This is a genomic window from Cellulomonas wangsupingiae (assembly GCF_024508275.1).
Taxonomy (GTDB): domain Bacteria; phylum Actinomycetota; class Actinomycetes; order Actinomycetales; family Cellulomonadaceae; genus Cellulomonas; species Cellulomonas wangsupingiae.
Window position 1 is genome coordinate 2,234,010 of record NZ_CP101989.1, and the last position, 21,160, is coordinate 2,255,169.

Annotated in this window: 18 protein-coding genes; 1 reads left to right on the forward strand and 17 read right to left on the reverse strand. The window is 74.4% G+C overall.

What is annotated here, in order from left to right; translation table 11 throughout:
* Positions 1–5 precede the first annotated feature (5 nt).
* The 15 genes from NP075_RS10375 to NP075_RS10445 form a co-directional block, all read right to left on the reverse strand.
* On the reverse strand, positions 6–1,481 hold the full coding sequence (locus NP075_RS10375; protein WP_227563111.1) for a glutamate synthase subunit beta: 1,476 nt from the start codon (positions 1,479–1,481) through the stop codon (positions 6–8).
* Positions 1,474–6,039 (reverse strand): glutamate synthase large subunit, encoded by a 4,566-nt coding sequence (gene gltB / locus NP075_RS10380; RefSeq protein WP_227563112.1) that lies wholly within the window; start codon positions 6,037–6,039, stop codon positions 1,474–1,476. The genes NP075_RS10375 and gltB overlap by 8 nt, the downstream gene beginning before the upstream one ends.
* Positions 6,040–6,193: 154 nt before the next feature.
* Entirely contained in the window at positions 6,194–7,075 is an 882-nt protein-coding gene (lgt, locus tag NP075_RS10385) for a prolipoprotein diacylglyceryl transferase (RefSeq protein ID WP_227563113.1), read from the reverse strand.
* Positions 7,072–7,899, reverse strand: coding sequence for a tryptophan synthase subunit alpha (gene trpA / locus NP075_RS10390; protein WP_227563231.1), 828 nt, complete (start codon positions 7,897–7,899; stop codon positions 7,072–7,074). Before trpA ends, lgt begins: the two co-directional genes overlap by 4 nt.
* A 2-nt stretch (positions 7,900–7,901) precedes the next feature.
* On the reverse strand, positions 7,902–9,179 hold the full coding sequence (gene trpB, locus NP075_RS10395) for a tryptophan synthase subunit beta (protein WP_227563232.1): 1,278 nt from the start codon (positions 9,177–9,179) through the stop codon (positions 7,902–7,904).
* A 38-nt stretch (positions 9,180–9,217) separates the two neighbouring features.
* A complete protein-coding gene (gene trpC, locus NP075_RS10400; RefSeq protein WP_227563114.1) occupies positions 9,218–10,030 on the reverse strand; it encodes an indole-3-glycerol phosphate synthase TrpC in 813 nt (270 codons plus the stop codon).
* A 150-nt stretch (positions 10,031–10,180) separates the two neighbouring features.
* Positions 10,181–10,681 (reverse strand): DUF4190 domain-containing protein, encoded by a 501-nt coding sequence (locus tag NP075_RS10405; RefSeq protein ID WP_227563115.1) that lies wholly within the window; start codon positions 10,679–10,681, stop codon positions 10,181–10,183.
* Positions 10,682–10,732: 51 nt separating this feature from the next.
* Positions 10,733–11,179 (reverse strand): DUF2752 domain-containing protein, encoded by a 447-nt coding sequence (locus NP075_RS10410; protein WP_227563116.1) that lies wholly within the window; start codon positions 11,177–11,179, stop codon positions 10,733–10,735.
* Positions 11,176–11,841, reverse strand: coding sequence for a DUF4190 domain-containing protein (locus NP075_RS19050; protein WP_284439889.1), 666 nt, complete (start codon positions 11,839–11,841; stop codon positions 11,176–11,178). The genes NP075_RS10410 and NP075_RS19050 overlap by 4 nt, the downstream gene beginning before the upstream one ends.
* A 73-nt stretch (positions 11,842–11,914) precedes the next feature.
* A complete protein-coding gene (locus NP075_RS10420; protein ID WP_227563117.1) occupies positions 11,915–12,220 on the reverse strand; it encodes an HGxxPAAW family protein in 306 nt (101 codons plus the stop codon).
* Between the two features lie 63 nt (positions 12,221–12,283).
* On the reverse strand, positions 12,284–12,889 hold the full coding sequence (locus NP075_RS10425) for a Trp biosynthesis-associated membrane protein (RefSeq protein WP_227563118.1): 606 nt from the start codon (positions 12,887–12,889) through the stop codon (positions 12,284–12,286).
* Positions 12,886–14,463, reverse strand: coding sequence for an anthranilate synthase component I (locus NP075_RS10430; RefSeq protein ID WP_227582321.1), 1,578 nt, complete (start codon positions 14,461–14,463; stop codon positions 12,886–12,888). Before NP075_RS10430 ends, NP075_RS10425 begins: the two co-directional genes overlap by 4 nt.
* Positions 14,460–14,885 (reverse strand): phosphoribosyl-AMP cyclohydrolase, encoded by a 426-nt coding sequence (hisI, locus tag NP075_RS10435; RefSeq protein WP_372456676.1) that lies wholly within the window; start codon positions 14,883–14,885, stop codon positions 14,460–14,462. Before hisI ends, NP075_RS10430 begins: the two co-directional genes overlap by 4 nt.
* Before the next feature lie 70 nt (positions 14,886–14,955).
* Positions 14,956–16,755 (reverse strand): ABC transporter ATP-binding protein, encoded by a 1,800-nt coding sequence (locus NP075_RS10440; protein WP_227563235.1) that lies wholly within the window; start codon positions 16,753–16,755, stop codon positions 14,956–14,958.
* Between the two features lie 44 nt (positions 16,756–16,799).
* Positions 16,800–18,707: an ABC transporter ATP-binding protein gene (locus NP075_RS10445; protein WP_372456677.1), complete on the reverse strand. Its 1,908-nt coding sequence runs from the start codon at positions 18,705–18,707 to the stop codon at positions 16,800–16,802.
* A gap of 127 nt (positions 18,708–18,834) precedes the next feature.
* On the opposite strand from NP075_RS10445, the gene NP075_RS10450 reads away from it, so the two are divergent.
* Positions 18,835–19,467: a TIGR03085 family metal-binding protein gene (locus NP075_RS10450; protein WP_227563120.1), complete on the forward strand. Its 633-nt coding sequence runs from the start codon at positions 18,835–18,837 to the stop codon at positions 19,465–19,467.
* A 6-nt stretch (positions 19,468–19,473) separates the two neighbouring features.
* On the opposite strand, the gene hisF is transcribed toward NP075_RS10450, so the two are convergent.
* Both hisF and NP075_RS10460 read right to left on the reverse strand, forming a co-directional pair.
* On the reverse strand, positions 19,474–20,244 hold the full coding sequence (hisF, locus tag NP075_RS10455; RefSeq protein ID WP_227563121.1) for an imidazole glycerol phosphate synthase subunit HisF: 771 nt from the start codon (positions 20,242–20,244) through the stop codon (positions 19,474–19,476).
* On the reverse strand, positions 20,241–21,125 hold the full coding sequence (locus NP075_RS10460) for an FKBP-type peptidyl-prolyl cis-trans isomerase (RefSeq protein WP_227563122.1): 885 nt from the start codon (positions 21,123–21,125) through the stop codon (positions 20,241–20,243). Before NP075_RS10460 ends, hisF begins: the two co-directional genes overlap by 4 nt.
* Positions 21,126–21,160 lie beyond the last annotated feature (35 nt).

Below are 21,160 nucleotides of genomic sequence, written 5' to 3' on the forward strand. Positions count from 1 at the left end.
GGAGTTCACGGTCGCATGGCCACCGTCGAGGCGGACACGGGTGCCGGGAGCTCCGACGTACCGGACAGGTACGCGTCGACGGAGGCGGCCGCGGCGCGGCCCTCCGCGATGGCCCAGACCACGAGGGACTGACCGCGTCCCGCGTCACCGGCGACGAACACGCCGGGCACGCCGGTCGCGAAGTCCTCGTCGCGCGCGACGGCGCCGCGGCCGGTCACGTCGACGCCGATCTGGTCGACGAGCTGACCGGTCTCGGGGCCGGTGAAGCCCATCGCGACGAGCACGAGGTCCGCCGGGATGTCGTGCTCGGTGCCGGGGGCGGGCTCGCGCCGCCCGTCGGGCAGGTACTCGGTGGTGGCCAGGCGCAGCGCCCGCACCCGACCCGCGGCGTCGCCGTCACCCGGCAGGAACGCGACGGTCGACGCGAGGTACGCGCGCTCGCCGCCCTCCTCGTGGGACGACGAGACCTCGAACAGCACGGGGTCGGTGGGCCACGGCTGGGACTCCGGACGCTCCGTCGGCGGCCTCTTGCCGATCGCGAGCGTCGTGACGGAGGCGGCGCCCTGCCGCAGCGCGGTGCCGAGGCAGTCCGAGCCGGTGTCGCCGCCGCCGATGATGACGACGTGCTTGCCCGCGGCCGTGATCTGGTCGGGCACGTCCTTGCCGGCGACGACCGCGTTCGCCTGGTGCAGGTAGTCCATCGCGACGTGCACGCCGTCGAGCTCGACGCCCGGGACGCGCAGCACGCGCGGCACGGTCGCGCCCGTGGCGACGACGATCGCGTCGTAGCGCGCCTGCAGCTGCACCCACGTGACGTCCTTGCCGACGTCGACGCCGGGCCGGAACCGCGTGCCCTCGGCCCGCATCTGCTCCAGCCGGCGCTCGATGTGGACCTTCTCCAGCTTGAAGTCCGGCACGCCGTACCGCAGCAGGCCGCCGATCTCGTCGTCGCGCTCGTACACCGCGACGGTGTGACCCGCGCGGGTCAGCTGCTGGGCGGCGGCGAGGCCGGCCGGGCCGGATCCGACGACGGCGACCGTGTGCCCGGTGAGGCGCTGCGGCACCTGCGGCGTGACGAGGCCGCGCGCGAACGCCTCGTCGATGATCGAGACCTCGACGTTCTTGATCGTCACGGGCGGCTGGTTGATGCCCAGCACGCAGCTCGACTCGCACGGTGCCGGGCAGATCCGGCCGGTGAACTCCGGGAAGTTGTTCGTGGCGTGCAGGCGCTCGATCGCGTCGGCCCACTGCCCGCGGCGCACCAGGTCGTTCCACTCCGGGATGAGGTTGCCCAGCGGGCAGCCGTTGTGGCAGAACGGGATGCCGCAGTCCATGCAGCGTCCCGCCTGCTCCCGCAGGAACGGCTGGCCGTCCTCGAGGTGGGCGTGGACGTCCTTCCAGTCGCGCAGCCGCACCTCGACCGGGCGGTTGGGCGGGAGCTCGCGCTCCCGCACCTTCAGAAAGCCGCGGGGGTCAGCCACGAGCCACCTCCAGGATCTGGTCCCACACACCGGGGGCGCTGGGGTCGAGGCCGTCGGCCTCCGCCCGGGCGAGGGCGCGTCGGATGCGGGCGTACTCGGTCGGCAGGAGCCGCGTGAACCGCGCACGGGTCGCTGCGGGGTCCTCCAGGAGCTGTGCCGCGACCCGCGAGCCGGTCTCCTCGGCGTACGTCCGCAGGAGCCCTTCGACGACGGCGAAGTCCTCGTCGTCGAGCGGGTCGAGCGCGAGCTCGCCCGACCTGACGGCGTCGACGTTCACCAGTGCCGGGGACAGGTCGAGCACGTACGCCGTGCCGCCGGACATGCCGGCGCCCAGGTTGCGGCCCGTGGGGCCGAGCACCAGGACGGTGCCGCCGGTCATGTACTCGCACGCGTGGTCGCCCACGCCCTCCACGACGAGCGTCGCGCCGGAGTTGCGCACGCCGAACCGCTCCCCCACGAGCCCGCGCAGGAAGATCTGCCCGCTCGTCGCGCCGTACCCGATGACGTTGCCGGCGATGACGTTGTGCTGGCTGGCCAGGACGGAGCTGCGGTCGGGCCGCACGACCAGGCGGCCACCCGACAGGCCCTTGCCGACGTAGTCGTTCGCGTCGCCGAACAGCCGCAGCGTGATGCCCTTCGGCAGGAACGCGCCGAACGACTGCCCGGCGGAGCCGGTGAGCGTGACGTCGATCGTGTCGTCGGGCAGGCCCGCCCCGGCGTACCGCTTGGTCACCTCGTGGCCCAGCATCGTGCCGACCGTCCGGTTGACGTTGCGCACGGGCAGGGAGATGCGCACCGGCTCGGCCCGCTCGAGGGCGTCGGCCGCGAGCGCGATGAGCTGGTTGTCCAGCGCGCGCTCGAGGCCGTGGTCCTGGGACCGCACGTGGTGCAGCGCGGAGCCCGGCTTGGGTGCCGGGACCGCCAGCACGGGCGACAGGTCGAGGCCCTCCGCCTTCCAGTGGTCGACGGCACGACGCGTGTCGAGCAGCTCGACCCGCCCGACGGCCTCCTGGATCGAGCGGAAGCCGAGGGCGGCGAGGTGCTCGCGCACCTCCTGGGCGATGAACTCGAAGAACGTCACGACGAACTCCGGCTTGCCGGTGAAGCGTGCGCGGAGCTCGGGGTTCTGGGTGGCGACACCGACGGGGCACGTGTCGAGGTGGCAGACGCGCATCATGACGCAGCCCGAGACGACGAGCGGCGCGGTCGCGAAGCCGAACTCCTCGGCGCCCAGCAGCGCACCGACGACGACGTCTCGGCCCGTCTTGAGCTGCCCGTCCACCTGCACCACGACGCGGTCGCGCAGGTCGTTGAGCACGAGCGTCTGCTGGGTCTCGGCCAGGCCGATCTCCCACGGCGTGCCCGCGTGCTTCAGCGACGTCAGCGGGCTCGCACCCGTCCCGCCGTCGTGACCCGAGATGAGCACGACGTCGGAGTGCGCCTTGGCGACGCCCGCCGCCACCGTCCCCACACCGAACTCGCTGACGAGCTTGGTGTGGATGCGCGCGGACGGGTTCGCGTTCTTCGCGTCGTGGATGAGCTGCGCGAGGTCCTCGATCGAGTAGATGTCGTGGTGCGGCGGCGGCGAGATCAGACCGACGCCGGGGGTCGAGTGACGGGTCTTCGCCACCCACGGGTAGACCTTGTGCCCGGGCAGCTGACCGCCCTCGCCGGGCTTGGCGCCCTGCGCGAGCTTGATCTGGATGTCGTCGGCGTTGGTGAGGTACTCGCTGGTGACACCGAAGCGGCCCGACGCGATCTGCTTGATCGCCGAGCGCCGCTCGGGGTCGTGCAGGCGCTCGGGGTCCTCGCCGCCCTCACCGGTGTTCGACTTGCCGCCGAGCCGGTTCATCGCGATCGCGAGCGTCTCGTGCGCCTCCGCCGAGATCGACCCGTAGGACATGGCGCCGGTGTTGAACCGCTTGACGATCTCGCTGACGGGCTCGACCTCGTCGATCGGCACGGGCGGGCGGACGCCGTCCTTGAACCGCAGCAGGCCGCGCAGCGTCATCAGCCGCTCGGACTGCTCGTCGACGCGGTGCGTGTACTCGCGGAACACGTCCATCTGCCGCGTGCGCGTCGAGTGCTGCAGCCGGAAGACCGTCTCCGGGTCGAACAGGTGCTCCTCGCCGCCGCGACGCCACTGGTACTCGCCGCCGACCGCGAGCCGCTGGTGCGCCTGGCGGTTGCCGCTCGCCGGGTAGGCGTCGGCGTGCCGCGCCGCGACCTCGGCGGCGATGACGTCGAGGCCGATGCCCCCCAGCCGGCTCGTCGTGCCGGTGAAGTAACGGTCGACCAGCGCGTGCGACAGGCCGATCGCCTCGAAGACCTGGGCACCGCGGTACGACGCGATCGTCGAGATGCCCATCTTCGACATCACCTTCAGGACGCCCTTGCCCAGCGCCTTGATGAGGTTCGCGACCGCCTTCTCCGGCGTGACGTCCGTGAGGTAGCCGCTGCGCGCCTGGTGCTCGACCGTCTCCATCGCGAGGTACGGGTTGACGGCCGCCGCGCCGTAGCCGATGAGCAGCGCGACGTGGTGCACCTCGCGCACGTCGCCCGCCTCGACCACCAGCGAGATCTGCGTGCGGGTGTGCCGACGCAGCGTGTGGTGGTGGACGGCCGACAGCAGCAGCAGCGACGGGATCGGGGCCAGGTCGGCGTCGGAGTTGCGGTCGGACAGCACGAGGAAGCTGACGCCGTCGGCGACCGCGCGGTCGACCTCGGCGAAGATCTCCTCCAGCCGCTTCTCGAGCGCGGCCCCGCCCCCGTCGACCCGGTACAGACCGCGGATCGTCGTCGCCCGGAAGCCGAGCGACGGCTCCTTGGCGACGTGCACGATCTTGGCGAGCTGGTCGTTGTCGATGACCGGGAACGGCAGCATGATCTTGCGCGCGTGCTCGGGGCCGTCGGCCAGCAGGTTCGGCTCCGGGCCGATCGCCCCGCCGATCGAGGTGACCAGCTCCTCACGGATCGCGTCGAGCGGCGGGTTCGTGACCTGCGCGAACATCTGCGTGAAGTAGTCGAACAGCAGCCGGGGACGCTTCGAGAGCACCGCGACGGGCGTGTCGGACCCCATCGCGCCCAGCGGCTCGGCGCCGGCCGCGGCCATCGGCGCGAGGAGGATCTTGAGCTCCTCCTCGGTGTACCCGAACGCCCGCTGCCGACGTCGCACGGAGGCGGCGGAGTGCGCCACGTGCTCACGGTCGGGCAGCTGCGAGAGCCGGACGGCGTTCTCCTGCACCCACTGGGCGTAGGGGCGCTGCGCCGCGAGCTGGGCCATGACCTCGACATCGGCGACGATGCGGCCCTGGGCGATGTCGACGAGGAAGAACAGCCCCGGCTCGAGGCGGCCCTTCGCGACGATCGTGGCTGGGTCGAGGTCGAGCACACCGGCCTCGGACGCGCACACGACCAGGCCGTCCTCGGTCACCCAGTACCGGCCCGGGCGCAGCCCGTTGCGGTCCTGCACCGCGCCGATGACGGTGCCGTCGGTGAACGTCATCGCCGCCGGGCCGTCCCACGGCTCCATGAGGGTCGAGTGGTACTCGAAGAACGCACGCGTCGACGGGTCCATCTGCGCGTGGTTCTCCCACGGCTCCGGGATCATCATCATCACCGCGTGCGGCAGCGAGCGGCCGGACAGGTGCAGCAGCTCGAGGACCTCGTCGAAGCTGCCGGAGTCCGACCCTCCCGGCGTGCACACGGGCAGGAGCGGCGCCAGGTCGCCCAGCAGCTCCGAGGAGAGCATGCCCTCGCGCGCCGCCATCCAGTTGCGGTTGCCGCGCACGGTGTTGATCTCGCCGTTGTGCGCGACCATGCGGAACGGCTGGGCCAGCGGCCACGAGGGGAACGTGTTCGTGGAGAAGCGGGAGTGCACGAGCGCGATCTCGGTCGCGTAGCGCGGGTCGGACAGGTCGGCGAAGAACGGCTCGAGCTGGCCCGTCGTGAGCATGCCCTTGTACGTGATCGTGCGCGCGGACAGCGACGCGAAGTACACGCCGTGCTCCCGCTCGGCACGCTTGCGCAGCCGGTACGCGCGGCGGTCCAGCGCGATGCCGGACAGCTCCCGCGACGGGTCGGCGACGACGAGCTGACGGAACACCGGCATCGAGGCGCGCGCGGTCGGCCCCACGAGGTCGGCCGTGACGACGACCTCGCGCCACGCGAGGACCTCGAGCTTCTCCTCGGCCGCGACGGACTCCACCGCGGCCACGGCGCGCGCGCACTCCGCCTCGTCGACGGGCAGGAACGCCATGCCGATGGCGTAGTACCCCGCCGCCGGGAGATCGGCGTCGACGACGTCGCGCAGGAAGGCGTCGGGGATCTGCGTGAGGATGCCGGCACCGTCGCCGCTGTCCTCCTCCGCGCCCACCGCGCCGCGGTGGTCCAGGTTGAGCAGGGCCGTCAGGCCGGCGTCCACGATGTCGCGGCCGGGCGTGCCCCGCAGCGTGGCGACGAACGCGAAGCCGCAGGCGTCGTGCTCGGCTGCCGGGTCGTACAGAGCGTGCCGGGATGGCGCCGCGGCGGCGCCGGGGCTCACGGGCGACGTCGACATCAGCACCGTCCTCACAGTCCCCGACGGAGGCCGGGAAGTCGCACGAACATGGGGGTACCGGGACGCCGTCGGCCCGTGCAGTGAGGCGACGATACCGTCCGAGGAACGGTCCGGATGACCGCCTCGCACGACACCGCGTAGGCCGGACCCGGTGTCACCGGGTGCGGTCGGGCGTGTCCGCCTCGTCGTCCTGCGTGGTGGGGGGTGTCAGCAGGAGGGTCGCATCACGTCCGGGATGCCGACGCCCGACCACCACGAACGCTACCAGCGCCCCGGCACCGACCAGGATCGACGTCCAGACGTTGAGCCGCAGGCCCAGGACCGTCTCGGCGGGGTCGATGCGCAGGAGCTCGATCCACAGGCGTCCCACGGTGTACAGCACGACGTACAGCCAGAAGACCCGCCCGTGGCCCAGCCGCAGTCGGCGGTCCAGGTAGATCAGCAGCGCCGCCGCGGCGAAGTTCCACAGCATCTCGTACAGGAACGTCGGGTGGAACAGCGTGCCGGGGTCGTAGCCGGACGGCAGGTGCGCGTCGTCGATGCGCAGACCCCACGGCAGCGTCGTGGGCGCCCCGAACAGCTCCTGGTTGAACCAGTTGCCGAGCCGTCCGATCCCCTGTGCGACGAGCAGGCCCGGTGCCAGTGCGTCGGCGAACGGCGCGAGGCGCAGCCCGTGCCGCCGGCAGCCGATCCAGGCACCGACGGCGCCGAACGCCACGGCTCCCCAGATGCCCAGCCCGCCCTCCCAGATGGCCAACGCCTTCCAAGGGTCTCCCCCGGGGCCGAAGTACGCGTCGGGCGAGCTGATGACGTGGTAGATCCGTCCCCCGACGATGCCGAACGGGACGGCCCAGTACGCGACGTCGAGCACCGCCTCCGGGTCGCCGCCGCGGTCCTTCCAGCGGCGCTGGGTGATGAGCGTCGCGGCGACGATGCCGAGGAGGATCGCGAACGCGTACGCCCGCAGCGGGAACGGGCCGAGGTACCACACGCCCTGCGACGGGCTGGGCAGCGCGAGCGGCAGCAGCCCGTTCACCGCGGACGCCGCACCGATCGCACTCCCTCGGCCAGCCCGTGCACGACCTCCGCGAGCCTGTCCAGGCCCGCCGCCTCGTCCGGTGCGTCGAGCAGCGCGCGCACGAGCGCGGACCCGACGATCACGCCGTCGGCGTACGTGGCGACCTCCGCGGCCTGCTCGGGCAGGGAGACCCCCACCCCGACGCACACGCGGGCCGCACCGGCGGCGCGCGTGTCGGCGACGAGCTGCTCCGCACGCTCCCCCACCGTGGCCCGCTCGCCGGTGACGCCCATCGTCGACGCCGCGTAGACGAACCCCCGGCTGGCCGCGACCGTCGAGGCCAGCCGCTCGGGCGTCGAGCTCGGCGCCACGAGGAACACGCGGTCCAGCCCGTGGGCGTCGGCGGCGGCGATCCACTGCGCTGCCTCGTCCGGGACGAGGTCGGGCGTGATGAGCCCCGCGCCGCCGGCCGCGGCCAGGTCACGGGCGTAGGCGTCGACGCCGTAGCGCAGCACCAGGTTCCAGTACGTCATGACGAGCACGGGCGTGCCCGTGGCCGCGATCTCCTCCACGACGCGCAGCGAGTCGCGCACGCGTGTGCCGTTCGCCAGCGCCCGGTTGGCGGCCGCCTGGATGACGGGGCCGTCCATGACCGGGTCGGTGTAGGGCATCCCGAGCTCGACGACGTCGACGCCCGCGTCCACCATCGTCCGCACGGCCTGCACCGAGCCCGGCACCGAGGGGAACCCGACGGGCAGGTACCCGATGAGCGCGGCACGCGCCTCGGGGCCCCGGGCGAGCTCGTCGATCCGCGCGCCCGTCACCGACCGCACGTCCGTCATGCTCACAGCTGCTCTCCCTCGTCGGCCTTCACCACGGGTTCCGGCTCGATCAGGCCGAACCAGGCCGCCGCCGTGGCGACGTCCTTGTCCCCGCGACCGGACAGGTTGACGAGGATCAGCGGCTCGCGCCCGTCCGTCGCCCACGCACGCGCCTCGTCCCCCAGGCGCATGACGCCCGCCAGGGCGTGCGCCGACTCGATCGCCGGGATGATGCCCTCGGTGCGGCACAGCAGGCGGAACGCCTCCATGGCCTCGTCGTCCGTCACGGGCCGGTACTCCGCGCGGCCCGTGTCGTGCAGCCACGCGTGCTCCGGCCCCACGCTGGGGTAGTCCAGCCCTGCCGAGACCGAGTGGCTCGGCAGCGTCTGCCCGTCCTCGTCCTGCAGCAGGTAGCTGTGCGCACCGTGCAGCACACCGGGCGCGCCGCCGGAGAACCGGGCGGCGTGACGGCCCGACGCGATGCCCGCGCCCCCGGCCTCGAAGCCGAACAGCCGCACGTCGGGGTCATCGAGGAACGCGTTGAAGATGCCCATCGCGTTGGACCCGCCACCCACGCACGCCGCGACCGCGTCCGGGAGGCGACCCGTCTCGTCGAACAGCTGCGCCCGGGCCTCGTCGCCGATGACCTTGTGGAAGTCGCGCACCATCTCGGGGAACGGGTGCGGTCCCGTGACGGTCCCCAGCAGGTAGTGCGTCGACTCGACGTTGGCGACCCAGTCGCGCAGCGCCTCGTTGATCGCGTCCTTGAGGGTGCGCGAGCCGATCGTGACGGGCACGACCGTCGCGCCGAGGAGCTCCATCCGGGCGACGTTCAGCGCCTGGCGCTGGGTGTCCTCCTCGCCCATGTAGACGGTGCACTCCAGGTCCAGCAGGGCGGCGGCCGTCGCGGTCGCCACGCCGTGCTGGCCGGCGCCCGTCTCGGCGATCACCCGTCGCTTGCCCATGCGCTTGACCAGCAGCGCCTGGCCCAGCACGTTGTTGATCTTGTGCGACCCCGTGTGGTTGAGGTCCTCGCGCTTGAGGAACACGCGCACGCCGTCGCCCACGTGGCGCGCGAACCGCGGCACCTCCGTCAGAGGGCTCGGCCGCCCCGTGTACGTCCGGTGCAGCCGTCCCAGCTCGTCGGAGAAGGCGGGGTCGGCCAGGGCCTTGCGGTACTCGGTCTCGAGCTCGTCGAGCGCCGCGATGAGCGCCTCCGGCACGAACCGGCCGCCGAAGTCCCCGAAGTACGGGCCCTCGTGCGTCCCGAGCGGGCCGCCACCGAGCAGCACGTCCCTCATCCGCCGGCCGGGCGTGCCGCGTCCCGCGGCGGGCGCGGTCACTGCCGCACCGCCCGCAGCGCCGGGTGCGCGCCCGCGGCGACGAGGTCGGCGACGGACTGCCGTGGGGCGTCGTCGGTCACCAGCGCCTCGCCGACGAGGACCGCGTCCGCACCGGCACGCGCGTAGTCCATGACGTCGTGCGGCCCGCGCACGCCGGACTCCGCGATCTTCACGACGTGGGACGGGATCGCGGGCGCCACGCGGGAGAACGTGGTCCGGTCGACCTCGAGGGAACGCAGGTCACGCGCGTTGACCCCGATGACCCGTGCGCCGGCGTCGACCGCCCGCGCGACCTCCTCGGTGTCGTGGACCTCGACCAGCGCCGTCATGCCGAGCGAGTGGACGCGCTCGACCAGCGACTCCAGCACCGTCTGCTCGAGCGCGGCGACGATGAGCAGGACGAGGTCCGCCCCGTGCGCGCGCGCCTCCCACACCTGGTACGGCGAGACCACGAAGTCCTTGCGCAGCACCGGCACGTCGACGCGGGCACGCACGGCGTCCAGGTCCTCGAGCGAGCCGTTGAACCGCCGCTGCTCGGTGAGCACCGAGATCGCGACGGCACCGCCCTTCTCGTACTCGGCCGCCAGGGCGGCCGGGTCGGAGATCGCGGCCAGCGCACCCTTGCTCGGGCTCGAGCGCTTCACCTCCGCGATCACGGTCACGGCGTCCGCGACCTTGAGTCGCGAGACGCACTGCAGCGCCGACTCGCGGCGTGCCGCCTGCTGCTTGAGCTCGCCGAGAGGCGTCGTCGCCTCGCGTGCGGCGAGGTCGAGCCTGACCCCCGCGACGATGTCGTCCAGCACGGTCATCGACGGATCATCCCCTCTGGCCGGTTGGTGCGGCGCGCACCAGCCCTCTGCCCGGGCCTGCCGCCGAGCAGCCATCGTAGACGCCGTGACGCACGCCACCGGCCCACCGCCCGAAGCGTGGGACCAGGACCTCCGCCCGGACCGCCCGCCTCAGGGGACCGAGCTCATGAACGGCACGGTGAGCCCGACCAGGAAGAGCGGCACCAGCGCCATCAGGAACAGCGCGACGACCAGCACCCCCAGCCCGGTGGCCACCCAGCCGAGCACGATGCCCGCCGTGGCCATCCCCTCGTTGTCCGCCTGCCCCGCCGCCACCGCCTTGCGCGCGTTGGCGCCGACGACGACGGCCGGGATGCCCGTGAAGAAGACGCAGCCGAGCACGCCGAGCAGACCCAGCACGAGCGACCACACGGCGAGGTCGTTCCGGGGCATGTACGGGCCCGCCCCGGGCGGCGGATACCCCGCAGGCGGGTAGCCGGCAGGCGGGTAGCCCGCAGGCGGGTACGTGCCCGACGCCCGGCCGTCGGCCGGGCCCACCGGCGGCGGGACGGGACCGCCGCCCGTGCCGGGCGGCGGCGGCGCGTCGTGCGGCGCGTAGGCACCCTCCTGGCCGTAGACGGGCCCGGGCTGCGGGTCGTGGGACTGGGTCATCGGTGGTTCCTCCGGACGGATCGGTCGACGAGGGCGCTGGACGCCCGACGGTCACGGCAGGGGTGCCGGCCCCAGGTAGGGCGTCAGCACCGGCACGTTGCGCAGCACCGCGAACCCCACCACGGCGACGAGGAGCGCCCACGGCACCCAGGACGGCAGCACGAGCGCGGGACCGCCGCGCAGCCGCCTGGCGGTCCAGACGACCCAGGTCGCCACGAGCACGGGCGCCAGGACCGTCCACAGCGGGTTGGCCTGCCAGGCGCCGGCCAGGTCGCCCGTCACCAGGTCGTGGGTGGCCCGCAGGCCGCCGCAGCCGGGACAGGCCACCCCGAGGAACAGCACCGACGGGCAGATCCCGTAGCTGAGCGACTCGTAGGGCGAGCGCAGGGCCAGCAGCGCCGCACCGGCGGCGGCCACGGCCCCGACGGCGAACGGCACCGCACCCCGCCGCACGGGGTGCGACGTGGGTGCGGTGCCGGCGGCACCCGAGAGGGTCACGGGACCTGCAGCTGCTGCTGACGCTCCACTTCGTCCTGGACGTACGTCCAGAAGCCGTCCCAGCCGCCGTACTGCGCGAAGGCGACCGCGAAGCTCACGAGGAAGTACAGGCCGATGAGAATGCCGAGGATGCTGATGATGATGCCGGCGAGCGCGAGGCCGCCGTTGGTGGCCTCGCCGCGCGCGGCCGCGGCGCGGCCCTTGATGCCGAGCCAGACGCCGACGGCGCCGGGGACGATGCCGACGACCAGGCAGCACAGCAGCACCGACACGATGCCGAGCACGAGGGACCAGACGCCGAGCGAGTTGCGCGCCGTGGACTGCGGCGCGCCGTACCCGGCCGCGCCGTACCCAGCGGCCTCCTGGCCGTAGGCCGGGCCCTGGCCGTAGGCGGGTGCCTGGCCGTAGGCCGGCGGCTGACCCTGGCCGTAGGCCGGCGGCTGACCCTGGCCGTACGCGGGCGGCTGGCCGTACGCCGGCGGCTGGCCGTACGCGGGCGGCTGACCCGCGCCCGGCACGTCCGGGCTGGTCCCCGCCGGGTACGGCGGGACGTCACCGGCCGCCGGTGTGGGCGGCTGCGACGCCGGGTCGGGGGCCCCGGACCCGGCACCCGGCTGGTCGTCGGGCACGTACGGGTCACGCGGCTCGTTGGGCGTCGTCATGCGGCTCTCCCTGGCTCGTTGGTGGCCGGTCGAGCCGGCCTGGTGCGGACCGGAGGACTCCCCGGGGGTGCGGTCAGTGGCTCCCGCGACGCTGGGCGCGGGCGAGCGTCGCAGCGCCGCCCTGGCCGTGCCCCAGCAGCTGCAGGACCTTGCCGAGGACCAGGCCGGCCGCGATGACCGCCATCCCGACCCAGAAGAGCCAGGCGAGCGTGAACGTCACGCCCAGGGCGGCCACGACGGCCCCCAGCACGACCGACCACGTGGTCGTCCACGCGGCAAGGGTGCGTCCGTGGTTCGTCGGCGGCGTCGTCGGCGGCAGGTGCACCGTCTCGGTACGGGTCGGGGTCTGGGCTCGGTGGGCCAGCGAATGATCGGCCATGGGTACGTCCTTCGTGCTCGGTTTGCCTCACCCTATCCGAGACCCGACGGGCCCACGCGCTGGTCAGGACGGGTCGTCGCCGCGTGTCAGCGCGTCCCAGTCCGCACGTTCGTCCGCCGCGCCGGGTGTGGCCGTACCGCCGGACGGCCCCGTGGGGCGCTCGTGCCGCCGGGAGCGCTGGTCCCACGCGCCCCGGGTGCGCGCCAAGGCCGCCGCGAGCAGGACCACGAGCGCACCGACGACGACGGCCACCAGCGGCCAGGCCGTCGTCGTGGCACCCGCTGCGCCGCTCGCGACGCCCGTCGCCTCGGCCACCGCGCCGGACGCGGCGCGCGCGGGATCGGAGACCACGGCCGCGGCGCCCACCACGACGAGCACGCCGGCCGCCGCCGCGACGGCCGCCACGACCCAGCGCCCGACGCGCCCGACCAGCCCGAGCGCCCCTGCGGCGGCGAGCAGCACGAGCGCGGCTGCACCCGTCTGAGGAGCGGCCTGCGCGCCCGTCACCGTGACGGTCACGGTCCCGGCCAGCGCGCTGGTGCCCTCCGCCACCACCCAGGTCGGCCGTGCCACCACGCCCACGAGCGCGGCTGCGAGGAGCAGCAGCAGGACCCACCGGGCACGACGGGGCGGATCACCGGCCGCGCGCGCCGGCGTCGCACGGCTCACGGCGCGTCGCGTCGCAGGCGCGCCGCGAGCTGCACCGCACGGACGACTGCCTCGGCCTTGTTGCGCGACTCCGCGTACTCCAGCGCGGGCACGGAGTCCGCGACGATGCCGCCGCCGGCCTGGACGCTCGCGCGGCCGTCACGGATCACCGCGGTGCGGATCGCGATCGCCATGTCCATGTCACCGGCGAAGTCGAAGTACCCGACGGTGCCCCCGTACACGCCGCGCCGGGCGGGCTCGAGCTCGTCGATCAGCTCGATCGCGCGGGGCTTGGGCGCGCCCGACAGCGTGCCGGCGGGGAAGGTCGCGATGAGCGTCGCGAGCGCCGTCGACCCGGCGCGCAGCCGGCCGACGACCGTCGAGCAGATGTGCATGATGTGCGAGAACCGGCGCACGGCCATGAACTCCACGACCTCGACGCTCGTCGGCTCGCAGACCTTGACCATGTCGTTGCGGGACAGGTCGACGAGCATGATGTGCTCGGCGCGCTCCTTGGGGTCGGCCAGGACCTCGTCCTGCAGCGCCCGGTCCTCCTCGGGCGTCGCCCCCCGCGGCCGCGACCCGGCGATGGGGAACGTCGTGACGTGGCTGTCGCTGACCTTGACGAGCGTCTCCGGGCTCGACCCGACGACGGCGAAGTCGCGCCCGTCGGCGTCCTGCAGCGCGAGCAGGTACATGTAGGGGCTCGGGTTGACGGTGCGCAGCACGCGGTACACGTCCAGCGGCTCGGCCGGGCAGTCGAGGTCGAGGCGCTGCGACAGCACGACCTGGAACACGTCGCCGTCCCGGATCGCCGCCTGGCCGCGCCGCACCGACTCCTCGAACTCCTCGCGCGTGCTGCGGAACTCGAGCTCGGGCACGGCGGCGTCCACGTCGATGACGGCGGGCGCCGGGGGCGCGGGCCGGCGCAGCGCGGCCTGCATGTCGTCCAGCCGCCGCAGCGCGTCGGCGTACGCGTCGTCGACGCGCTCGTCGGTGGCGTCGAAGTTGATGGCGTTGGCGACCAGCCACACCGAGCCGTCGACGTGGTCGACGGCGGCCAGGTCGCTCGCCAGCAGGAGCGTGACCTCGGGGATCCCCAGCTCCTCCGGCGCGAGCGCGGGCAGCGTGGGCTCCCAGCGGTGCACGACGTCCCAGCCCAGGACGCCCACGAGCCCGCCCGTCAGCGGCGGCAGGCCCTCGACGCGCGGTGTGTGCAGCACCTCGAGCGTCCGTCCGACCACGTCGAGCACGTCGCCATCGGTGGGCACGCCGACCGGCACGTCGCCGGACCACACCGCGCGCCCGTCGCGCACGGACAGGCTCGCGCGCGACGCGACACCCACGAACGACCACCGCCCCCACGTCCCGTCGGACTCGGCGGACTCCAGCACGAAGGTGCCCGGTCGCCCGGCCGCCAGCGTGCGGTAGAGCCCGACGGGTGTCACGTCGTCCGCGAGGAGCCTGCGCACCACCGGCACGACGCGCCGCTGCTCCGCGAGCTCGCGGAACCCCTCGGGGGTCGGCCAGGTGGCGCCCCACGGCAGGTCCGCGGCGGTCACGCGGGGTGCGGTGGAAGCGGGCGTCGGGGTCACGGCCGGGCTCCTCGGGGGGTCTCCTGCGGGGCGGTGACGGGCAGCGCGCCGCCCGCCTCGAAGCAGGTGCGGGTGCCGGTGTGGCAGGCGGCCCCCACCTGGTCGACCGTCACGAGCAGGGCGTCGCCGTCGCAGTCGAGGGCCACCGAGCGCACGTGCTGCACGTGGCCGGACGTGTCCCCCTTGCGCCAGTACTCCTGGCGCGACCTGCTCCAGAACGTCACCCGGCCGGTCGTGAGCGTGCGGTGCAGCGCCTCGTCGTCCATCCAGCCGAGCATCAGCACCTCGCGGGTGTCGTGCTGCTGGACGATCGCGGCCACGAGGCCGGCGTCGTCGCGGCGCAGGCGGGCGGCGATCGCGGGGTCGAGGGCGCTGCGCGTCACGGGGCCGTCGGGCGTGGTGGTGGGCGGGGTCTGCGGCACGCGACGATCCTGCCACGCGCGGCACGCCGGGTCCCGACCCGTCCGTGGACGGACCGGGGACACCCGGTGCTCAGCGGGTCTGCGCCACCCAGGCGGCGTGCATCGCGGCGTAGTGGCCGCCCAGGGCGACCAGCTCGGCGTGCGTGCCCGTCTCGACGACCCGGCCCGCGTGCACGACGACCACGACGTCCGCGGCCTCGGCGGTCGAGAGGCGGTGCGCGATCGTCAGCGTGGTGCGTCCACGTGCGAGCTCACGCAGCGCGCGGGCGATCCGCACCTCCGCCACGGGGTCCACGGCGGACGTCGCCTCGTCGAGCAGCAGCAGGTCACCGTCGGCGAGGCGGGCCCGGGCGAGCGCGACGAGCTGCCGCTCGCCGGCGGACAGCAGCTCCCCGCGCTGCCCGACCGGCGTGTCGAGTCCGGCGGGCAGCTCGGCGACCCAGGCGTCCAGCCCGAGCTCGTCGACCACGCGCCGGACCCGGCGCGCCACCTCGGGCTCCGGGTCCGGGCCACCCCCGTGGCCGTCGCGCAGCCCGTAGGCGACGTTCTGGGCGAGCGTGCCGTCGAACAGGAACCCCTCCTGCGGCACGAGCACGACGCGCCGTCGCAGGTCGTGCGACGCGACTCGCCGCAGGTCCACGCCGTCGAGCCGCACGGCGCCCGAGGTCGGGTCCATGAACCGCGCGACCAGCTTGGCGAGCGTCGTCTTGCCCGAGCCGGTCGCGCCGACCACGGCCACGGACGTGCCCGCCGCCACGTGCAGGTCGACGTCCTGCAGCACCGGCGGCCCGTCCGGGTAGGCGTACCCGACACGCTCGAGCGTCACCGTCGCCGGGCCGCGCGGGCTGGGGACCGCGTCGTCGCCGGTGGGCTCCGCCACGTCCACGGGCGTCTCCAGGACGCCGAGCACGCGGCGCCAGCCGGCCACGGCGTTCTGCAGCTCGTTGAGGATCTCGGTGGCCATCTGCACCGGCCCGGTGAACAGCTGCACGAGGAAGAGGAAGGCCAGCACGCGGCCGACGGACAGCTCCCCCGCGACGCCGAGCCACGTGCCGGCGACCACCACGACGGCCAGCACGAGGTTGGCGACGAGCACCCCGGACGAGAACACCACGGCGACGAGGCTCTGCGCGCGCACCATCGCCCGCCGGGTCGCGGTGACCGCCGCGTCGATGCGGCGCTGCGTGCGCGCGGCCACGCCGTACGCGCGGATCGTCTCGGCGCCCACGACGGCCTCCGAGACGGCACCGAGCATGGCGCCGTACTGCTCGCGGACGGCCGCGTACCGGTGGTTCACCCCGCGCTGCAGCCGCGGCAGGACGACGAGCAGCGGGATGAAGCACGCCCAGACCAGCAGCGTGAGCTGCCAGGAGTACACCGCCATCAGCGCGGTCGCGACGAGGATCTGCAGGACCGAGACGAGCAGCATGATGCCGCCCCACTGCACGAACATCGAGATCGTGTCGACGTCGGACGTGACGCGGGAGACGAGCGAGCCGCGCCGCTCGGTGTTCTGCGTGAGCACCGACAGGTCGTGCACGTGCCGGAACGCGCGGGTGCGCAGCGTCAGCAGCCCTGCCTCGCTCGAGCGGAAGAGCCGCACGTTGACCAGCGCGGAGCACGCCGCGCCGACCGCCAGGCCGACGGCCGCGAGCCCGACCAGGGCGGCGGCACGGGACACGTCGACGCCACCCGGGGCGAGGACGGCGGTGTCGATGGTCTGCTGCACGGCGATCGGCACGAGCACCCGGGCGGAGGCCGCGACGACCGCCAGCGCGAGCGTGACCGTCACCCCGTCGAGGAGCTCCGGGGACACCTGCACCCCGCGCCGCAGCGTGGCCAGCACGCCGAGCGTGCTCGCGGGCGCCATCCTGCCCGAGGACACCGCCTCCTGCGGTGCGTCGGCGGTGCTCGTCACCTGCGTCCCCCTCCGGTCGTGGCGTCCTCGTCCCACACGGCGGCGGCCTCCTCGTCGGCGCGCTCCCGCTCACGTCGCTGGGACTCACGCTCGTACGCCGTCGCGAGCTCGCGGTAGCCCGGGTCGCGCGCGAGCAGCTCCGCGTGCGTGCCGCGGTCGACGACCCGTCCGCCGTCGACGTGCACGACCTCGTCGGCGAGCAGCACCGACGACATCCGGTAGGCGACCAGGAGCACCGTCGGGCCCGGCTCGTCGGCGGCCGGGCGCAGCCCGGTGAGGATGGCGCGCTCCACCGCCGGGTCCACCGCCGAGGTCGCGTCGTCGAGGACCAGCACGCGGGGGCGCCGCACGAGGGCGCGCGCGAGCGCCAGACGCTGGCGCTGCCCCCCCGACAGGTTCGCCCCGCGCTCACCGAGGGGTGCGTCCAGACCACCGGGCAGCGCCCGGACCACGTCGTCGACGCGTGCGGCCGCCAGCGCGGCCCAGACCTGCTCGTCGTCCGGCGCCCCGGGGTCGCCGGGGTCGGTGAGCGCGACGTTCCCGCGGACCGTGTCCTCGAAGACGAACGCCGACTGGCTCACGTAGCCCACCTGCGCGGCGAGGTCCGCCGGGGCGATCTCGCGCACGTCGCACCCGTCGATCTCGACCACACCCCGCGAGGGGTCCGCCAGCCGCGGGACCAGCCCGACGAGCGTCGACTTGCCCGAGCCCGTCGGCCCCACCACCGCGAGCGTGCGGCCGGGCGTGACGTGCAGGTCGACGTCGTGCAGCAGCTCGACGTCGCCGTCCGCGGCGGGCACCTGCAGGTGCACGCCCCGCAGGCGCACGTCGGCGCCGCCACCGTCGTGGGGCAGCCGCCTCCGGCCCTCGACGGGCACGCCCTGCGCGTCGAGCACCCGCGAGATGCGGTCGTGGCCGACGAGCCCGCGCGGGAGCTCGCCGAGCACCCACCCGAAGGCGCGCACGGGCACGGCCAGCAAGGTCAGGAGGTACGCCGCGGCGACGACGTCGCCCGTGCCGATCGCCCCGGCGGCCACGCGCTGCGTCCCGACCAGCAGGACGAGCAGGGTGCCGAGGTTCGGGAGCAGGTCGATCACGGGGTCGAACACCGCCCGGACGACGCCCACCCGCACGTTCGCGTCGCGCAGGGCGCGCGCCCGGTCGGCGAACCGGGCGTCCTCACGGTCCTCGGTGCCCAGCGACTTGACGAGGCTCGCGGCCTCGAAGCTCTCGTGCGCGACGTCGGCGACCTCGGCCCGCAGCTGCTGGGCGCGGGTGATCGCCGGTGTCATCCGCCGCTGGAAGACCAGGTTCGCGACCACGGCGAGCGGCAGCACGACGAGCGCGGCGACCGCGAGCCACACGTCGGTCCGCAGCAGCGCGACCGTGGCGACGACGATCATCACGACGACGCCGAGCGCGAACGGCAGGGGGTTGAACACCCCGGTCGCGGCCTCGACGTCCGACCCGGCGTTGGACAGCAGCTGGCCGGTGGGGTGACGGCGGTGCCACGGCATCGGCAGGCGCAGGTACTGACGCGTCACCGCGCGACGGTGGTCCGCCTGGATGTCGGCCACACCGATGCCCGCGAAGATCCGGCGCCCGGCGACGGACACGGCCAGCGCGAGCGCCACCGCGGCGACGACGGCGCCGGCGCCCCAGATCCGTCCCTGCGCCGCCTGCGATCCCGCCAGCGCGGGCACCACGACCTGGTCCGTGACCGCGCCCAGCACGCGGCTCACCGCGACCGTCAGGGCCCCGAAGAGCGCGGACGTCCCGACGGCCGCCAGGTACGTGCGCGGGTGGGCGCGCATGCCCCGCCAGACCAGGGCGGCCGAGCGCCGCGCGGCGGACCCCTGCAGCGCGGAGCGCGGGGCGGCGGGGGTGGGCGGGCGCGCGGGCACGGCGGTCACACTCCTGACGGGCGAGGGGAAGGCGTGAATCTTCTCACGCAGCACCCACAGGGCCCGGTGGGCCGCGTGGCCGGAGCGCCGTGCGCACCGCGGCGCCATGCGTGGCACGATCACGGCCATGACGTGGCACGAGACCGAACGAGGCTGGCTCGCCGACGCGCTGCGCGCCGCGGACCCGGACGACCCGACCCTCTGCGAGGGGTGGCAGGCCCGCCACCTGGCGGCGCACCTCGTGCTGCGCGAGCACCCCGGCGCCGCGTCGTCGGCCGTGCGGGGCGGCCTCGCCGCCGCGACGGAGCGGCTCGCCGCGACGGCGAGCGACCCGGAGGGCTACGCGGCGCTGGTCGACCGCTTCGCGGCTCCTCCCCCGCGCTGGAGCCCGGTCGCCTGGGCGGGCGACGCCGTGAACGCGACGGAGTACTTCGTCCACACCGAGGACGTCCGCCGCGGCGCCGGCGCGGCCGAACCCCGCGACCTGCCCGACGACCTGGCCGAGGTCCTGTGGGGCCAGCTCCTGCGCATGGCCCCGTTGCGGCTGCGCCGGCTGGGTCCCGGGGTCGTGCTCGTGCGGCACGACGACGTGCGCTCGGCCGTGCACGCCCCGCGCGCGGGGCACGGTGCGGTCGTGCTGCGCGGTGACGTCGGTGAGCTGGTGCTCGCCGTGTCGGGCCGCCTGCAGGCGGCCGACGTCCGCGTCGACGGCGCACCGGACGACGTCGCGGCCGTCAGGGACCTGCTCACCGGCCCCTGAGGGACGTCAGCGCACCACGACGCCCGCGGCGCGCAGGCCGTCCTTGACCTGCCCGATCGTGAGCGTGCCGAAGTGGAAGACGCTCGCGGCGAGCACCGCGTCGGCCCCGGCGCGTGCCGCCTCGACGAAGTGCTCGACCGTCCCGGCCCCGCCGGACGCGATCAGCGGCACGCCCACACGGGCGCGCACGTCGGCGATCATCGGCAGGTCGAAGCCCGTCGTGGTGCCGTCGGCGTCCATCGAGTTGAGCAGCACCTCGCCGACACCCAGCTCGACGGCGCGGTGCGCCCACTCGACGGCGTCGATGCCGGTGCCGCGCCGCCCGCCGTGGGTCGTGACCTCGTAGCCGGAGTCGGTGCGCACGTCGCCGGTCGTGCGGCGCGCGTCCACCGACAGCACGAGGACCTGCGAACCGAACCGGTCAGCGATCTGCGTGATGAGCTCGGGACGGGCGATGGCCGCGGTGTTGACACCGACCTTGTCCGCGCCCGCCCGCAGCAGGCGGTCGACGTCCTCCGGCGAGCGGACGCCGCCGCCGACCGTCAGGGGCACGAAGACCTCGCCCGCCGTGCGGCGCACGACGTCGTACGTCGTCTCACGGTCGGACGACGACGCGGAGACGTCGAGGAACGTCAGCTCGTCGGCACCTTCCGCGTCGTAGCGTCGCGCCAGCTCGACCGGGTCACCGGCGTCCCGCAGGTTCTCGAAGTTCACGCCCTTGACGACCCGGCCCGCGTCGACGTCGAGGCACGGGATCACCCGCAGCGCGAGCGTCACGGTGCACCCTGGGCGGGGTTGCCCGTCGCGAGGATGTCGATCACGAACACCACCGTCCTTCCGGCGAGCTCCTCGCTCTCCGTGACACCGAGCGAGTACGACGGCGGCACGACGAGCATGACGCGGCTGCCCGCGGGCTGGTCGACGAGGCCCTCGGCCCACGACGGCACGTCCGAGAGCGGGAACGACACGGGCAGGCCGTGCTGCCACGTGGAGTCGAACAGGACCCCGTCGTCCCACGTGAAGCCGCTGTACTGGACGGTGATGACGTCACCCGTGGCGACCTGGGCTCCGGTGCCGCGCACGAGGGGCTGGACCACCAGGTCGTCCGGGGGCTCGGTACCCGTGGGCGTCAGCGTGAAGGCACCGTCGCTGCTCTCCGTCACCACCGGCAGGGCCGGCGACGGTGGCACCGGCTGACCGACCGCGCGCGTGGGCAGCACGTCGAGCACCGTGACCGTCGGGTAGTCCGCGCCCGCCCCGCCCGGCGCCACCTGGAGCAGCCGCGCGCCGACCTGCTGGCCCTGGAGCGTCTCGTAGAGGTCCGTGCCGAGCTCCTCGGCCGTCAGCAGCCGCGGCGTCGGGCTCGTCGAGTAGCTCTCCTTGACCAGGCTCGCGTCCGTCGCGTTCTCCAGCCAGAAGTCGATGAGCACCGGTGCGCCGTCCGTGAGCTCGGCACCCGTGCCCGGCCACACCGTCTGCCGGTACGTCGTGTCGACCGTCAGCGGCGTCAGGTACGTCACCGTGGGGGTCTCCCCCGCGCCGCCCGTGACGGTGACCTCCGGGTCGACGGCGTCGACGGCACCGCACGCCGCGAGCAGCAGCGCCACGACGGCCGGCCCCACGACCCGGCGGACACCCGCTACCCACCGCACGCTCACGCCTCCGCCAGCTCGTCCGACCATGTCATCGGCGA

Bases quoted from the DNA above. Each gene is read 5' to 3' on its own strand.
- NP075_RS10450 (WP_227563120.1), top strand. From the start codon at position 18,835: ATGACGTGGCACGAGACCGAACGAGGCTGGCTCGCCGACGCGCTGCGC.
- NP075_RS10405 (WP_227563115.1), bottom strand. From the start codon at position 10,681: ATGACCCAGTCCCACGACCCGCAGCCCGGGCCCGTCTACGGCCAGGAG.
- NP075_RS10420 (WP_227563117.1), bottom strand. From the start codon at position 12,220: ATGGCCGATCATTCGCTGGCCCACCGAGCCCAGACCCCGACCCGTACC.
- trpB (WP_227563232.1), bottom strand. From the start codon at position 9,179: ATGAGGGACGTGCTGCTCGGTGGCGGCCCGCTCGGGACGCACGAGGGC.
- NP075_RS10440 (WP_227563235.1), bottom strand. From the start codon at position 16,755: ATGGCGCCCGCGAGCACGCTCGGCGTGCTGGCCACGCTGCGGCGCGGG.
- trpA (WP_227563231.1), bottom strand. From the start codon at position 7,899: ATGACGGACGTGCGGTCGGTGACGGGCGCGCGGATCGACGAGCTCGCC.
- gltB (WP_227563112.1), bottom strand. From the start codon at position 6,039: ATGTCGACGTCGCCCGTGAGCCCCGGCGCCGCCGCGGCGCCATCCCGG.
- trpC (WP_227563114.1), bottom strand. From the start codon at position 10,030: ATGACCGTGCTGGACGACATCGTCGCGGGGGTCAGGCTCGACCTCGCC.
- NP075_RS19050 (WP_284439889.1), bottom strand. From the start codon at position 11,841: ATGACGACGCCCAACGAGCCGCGTGACCCGTACGTGCCCGACGACCAG.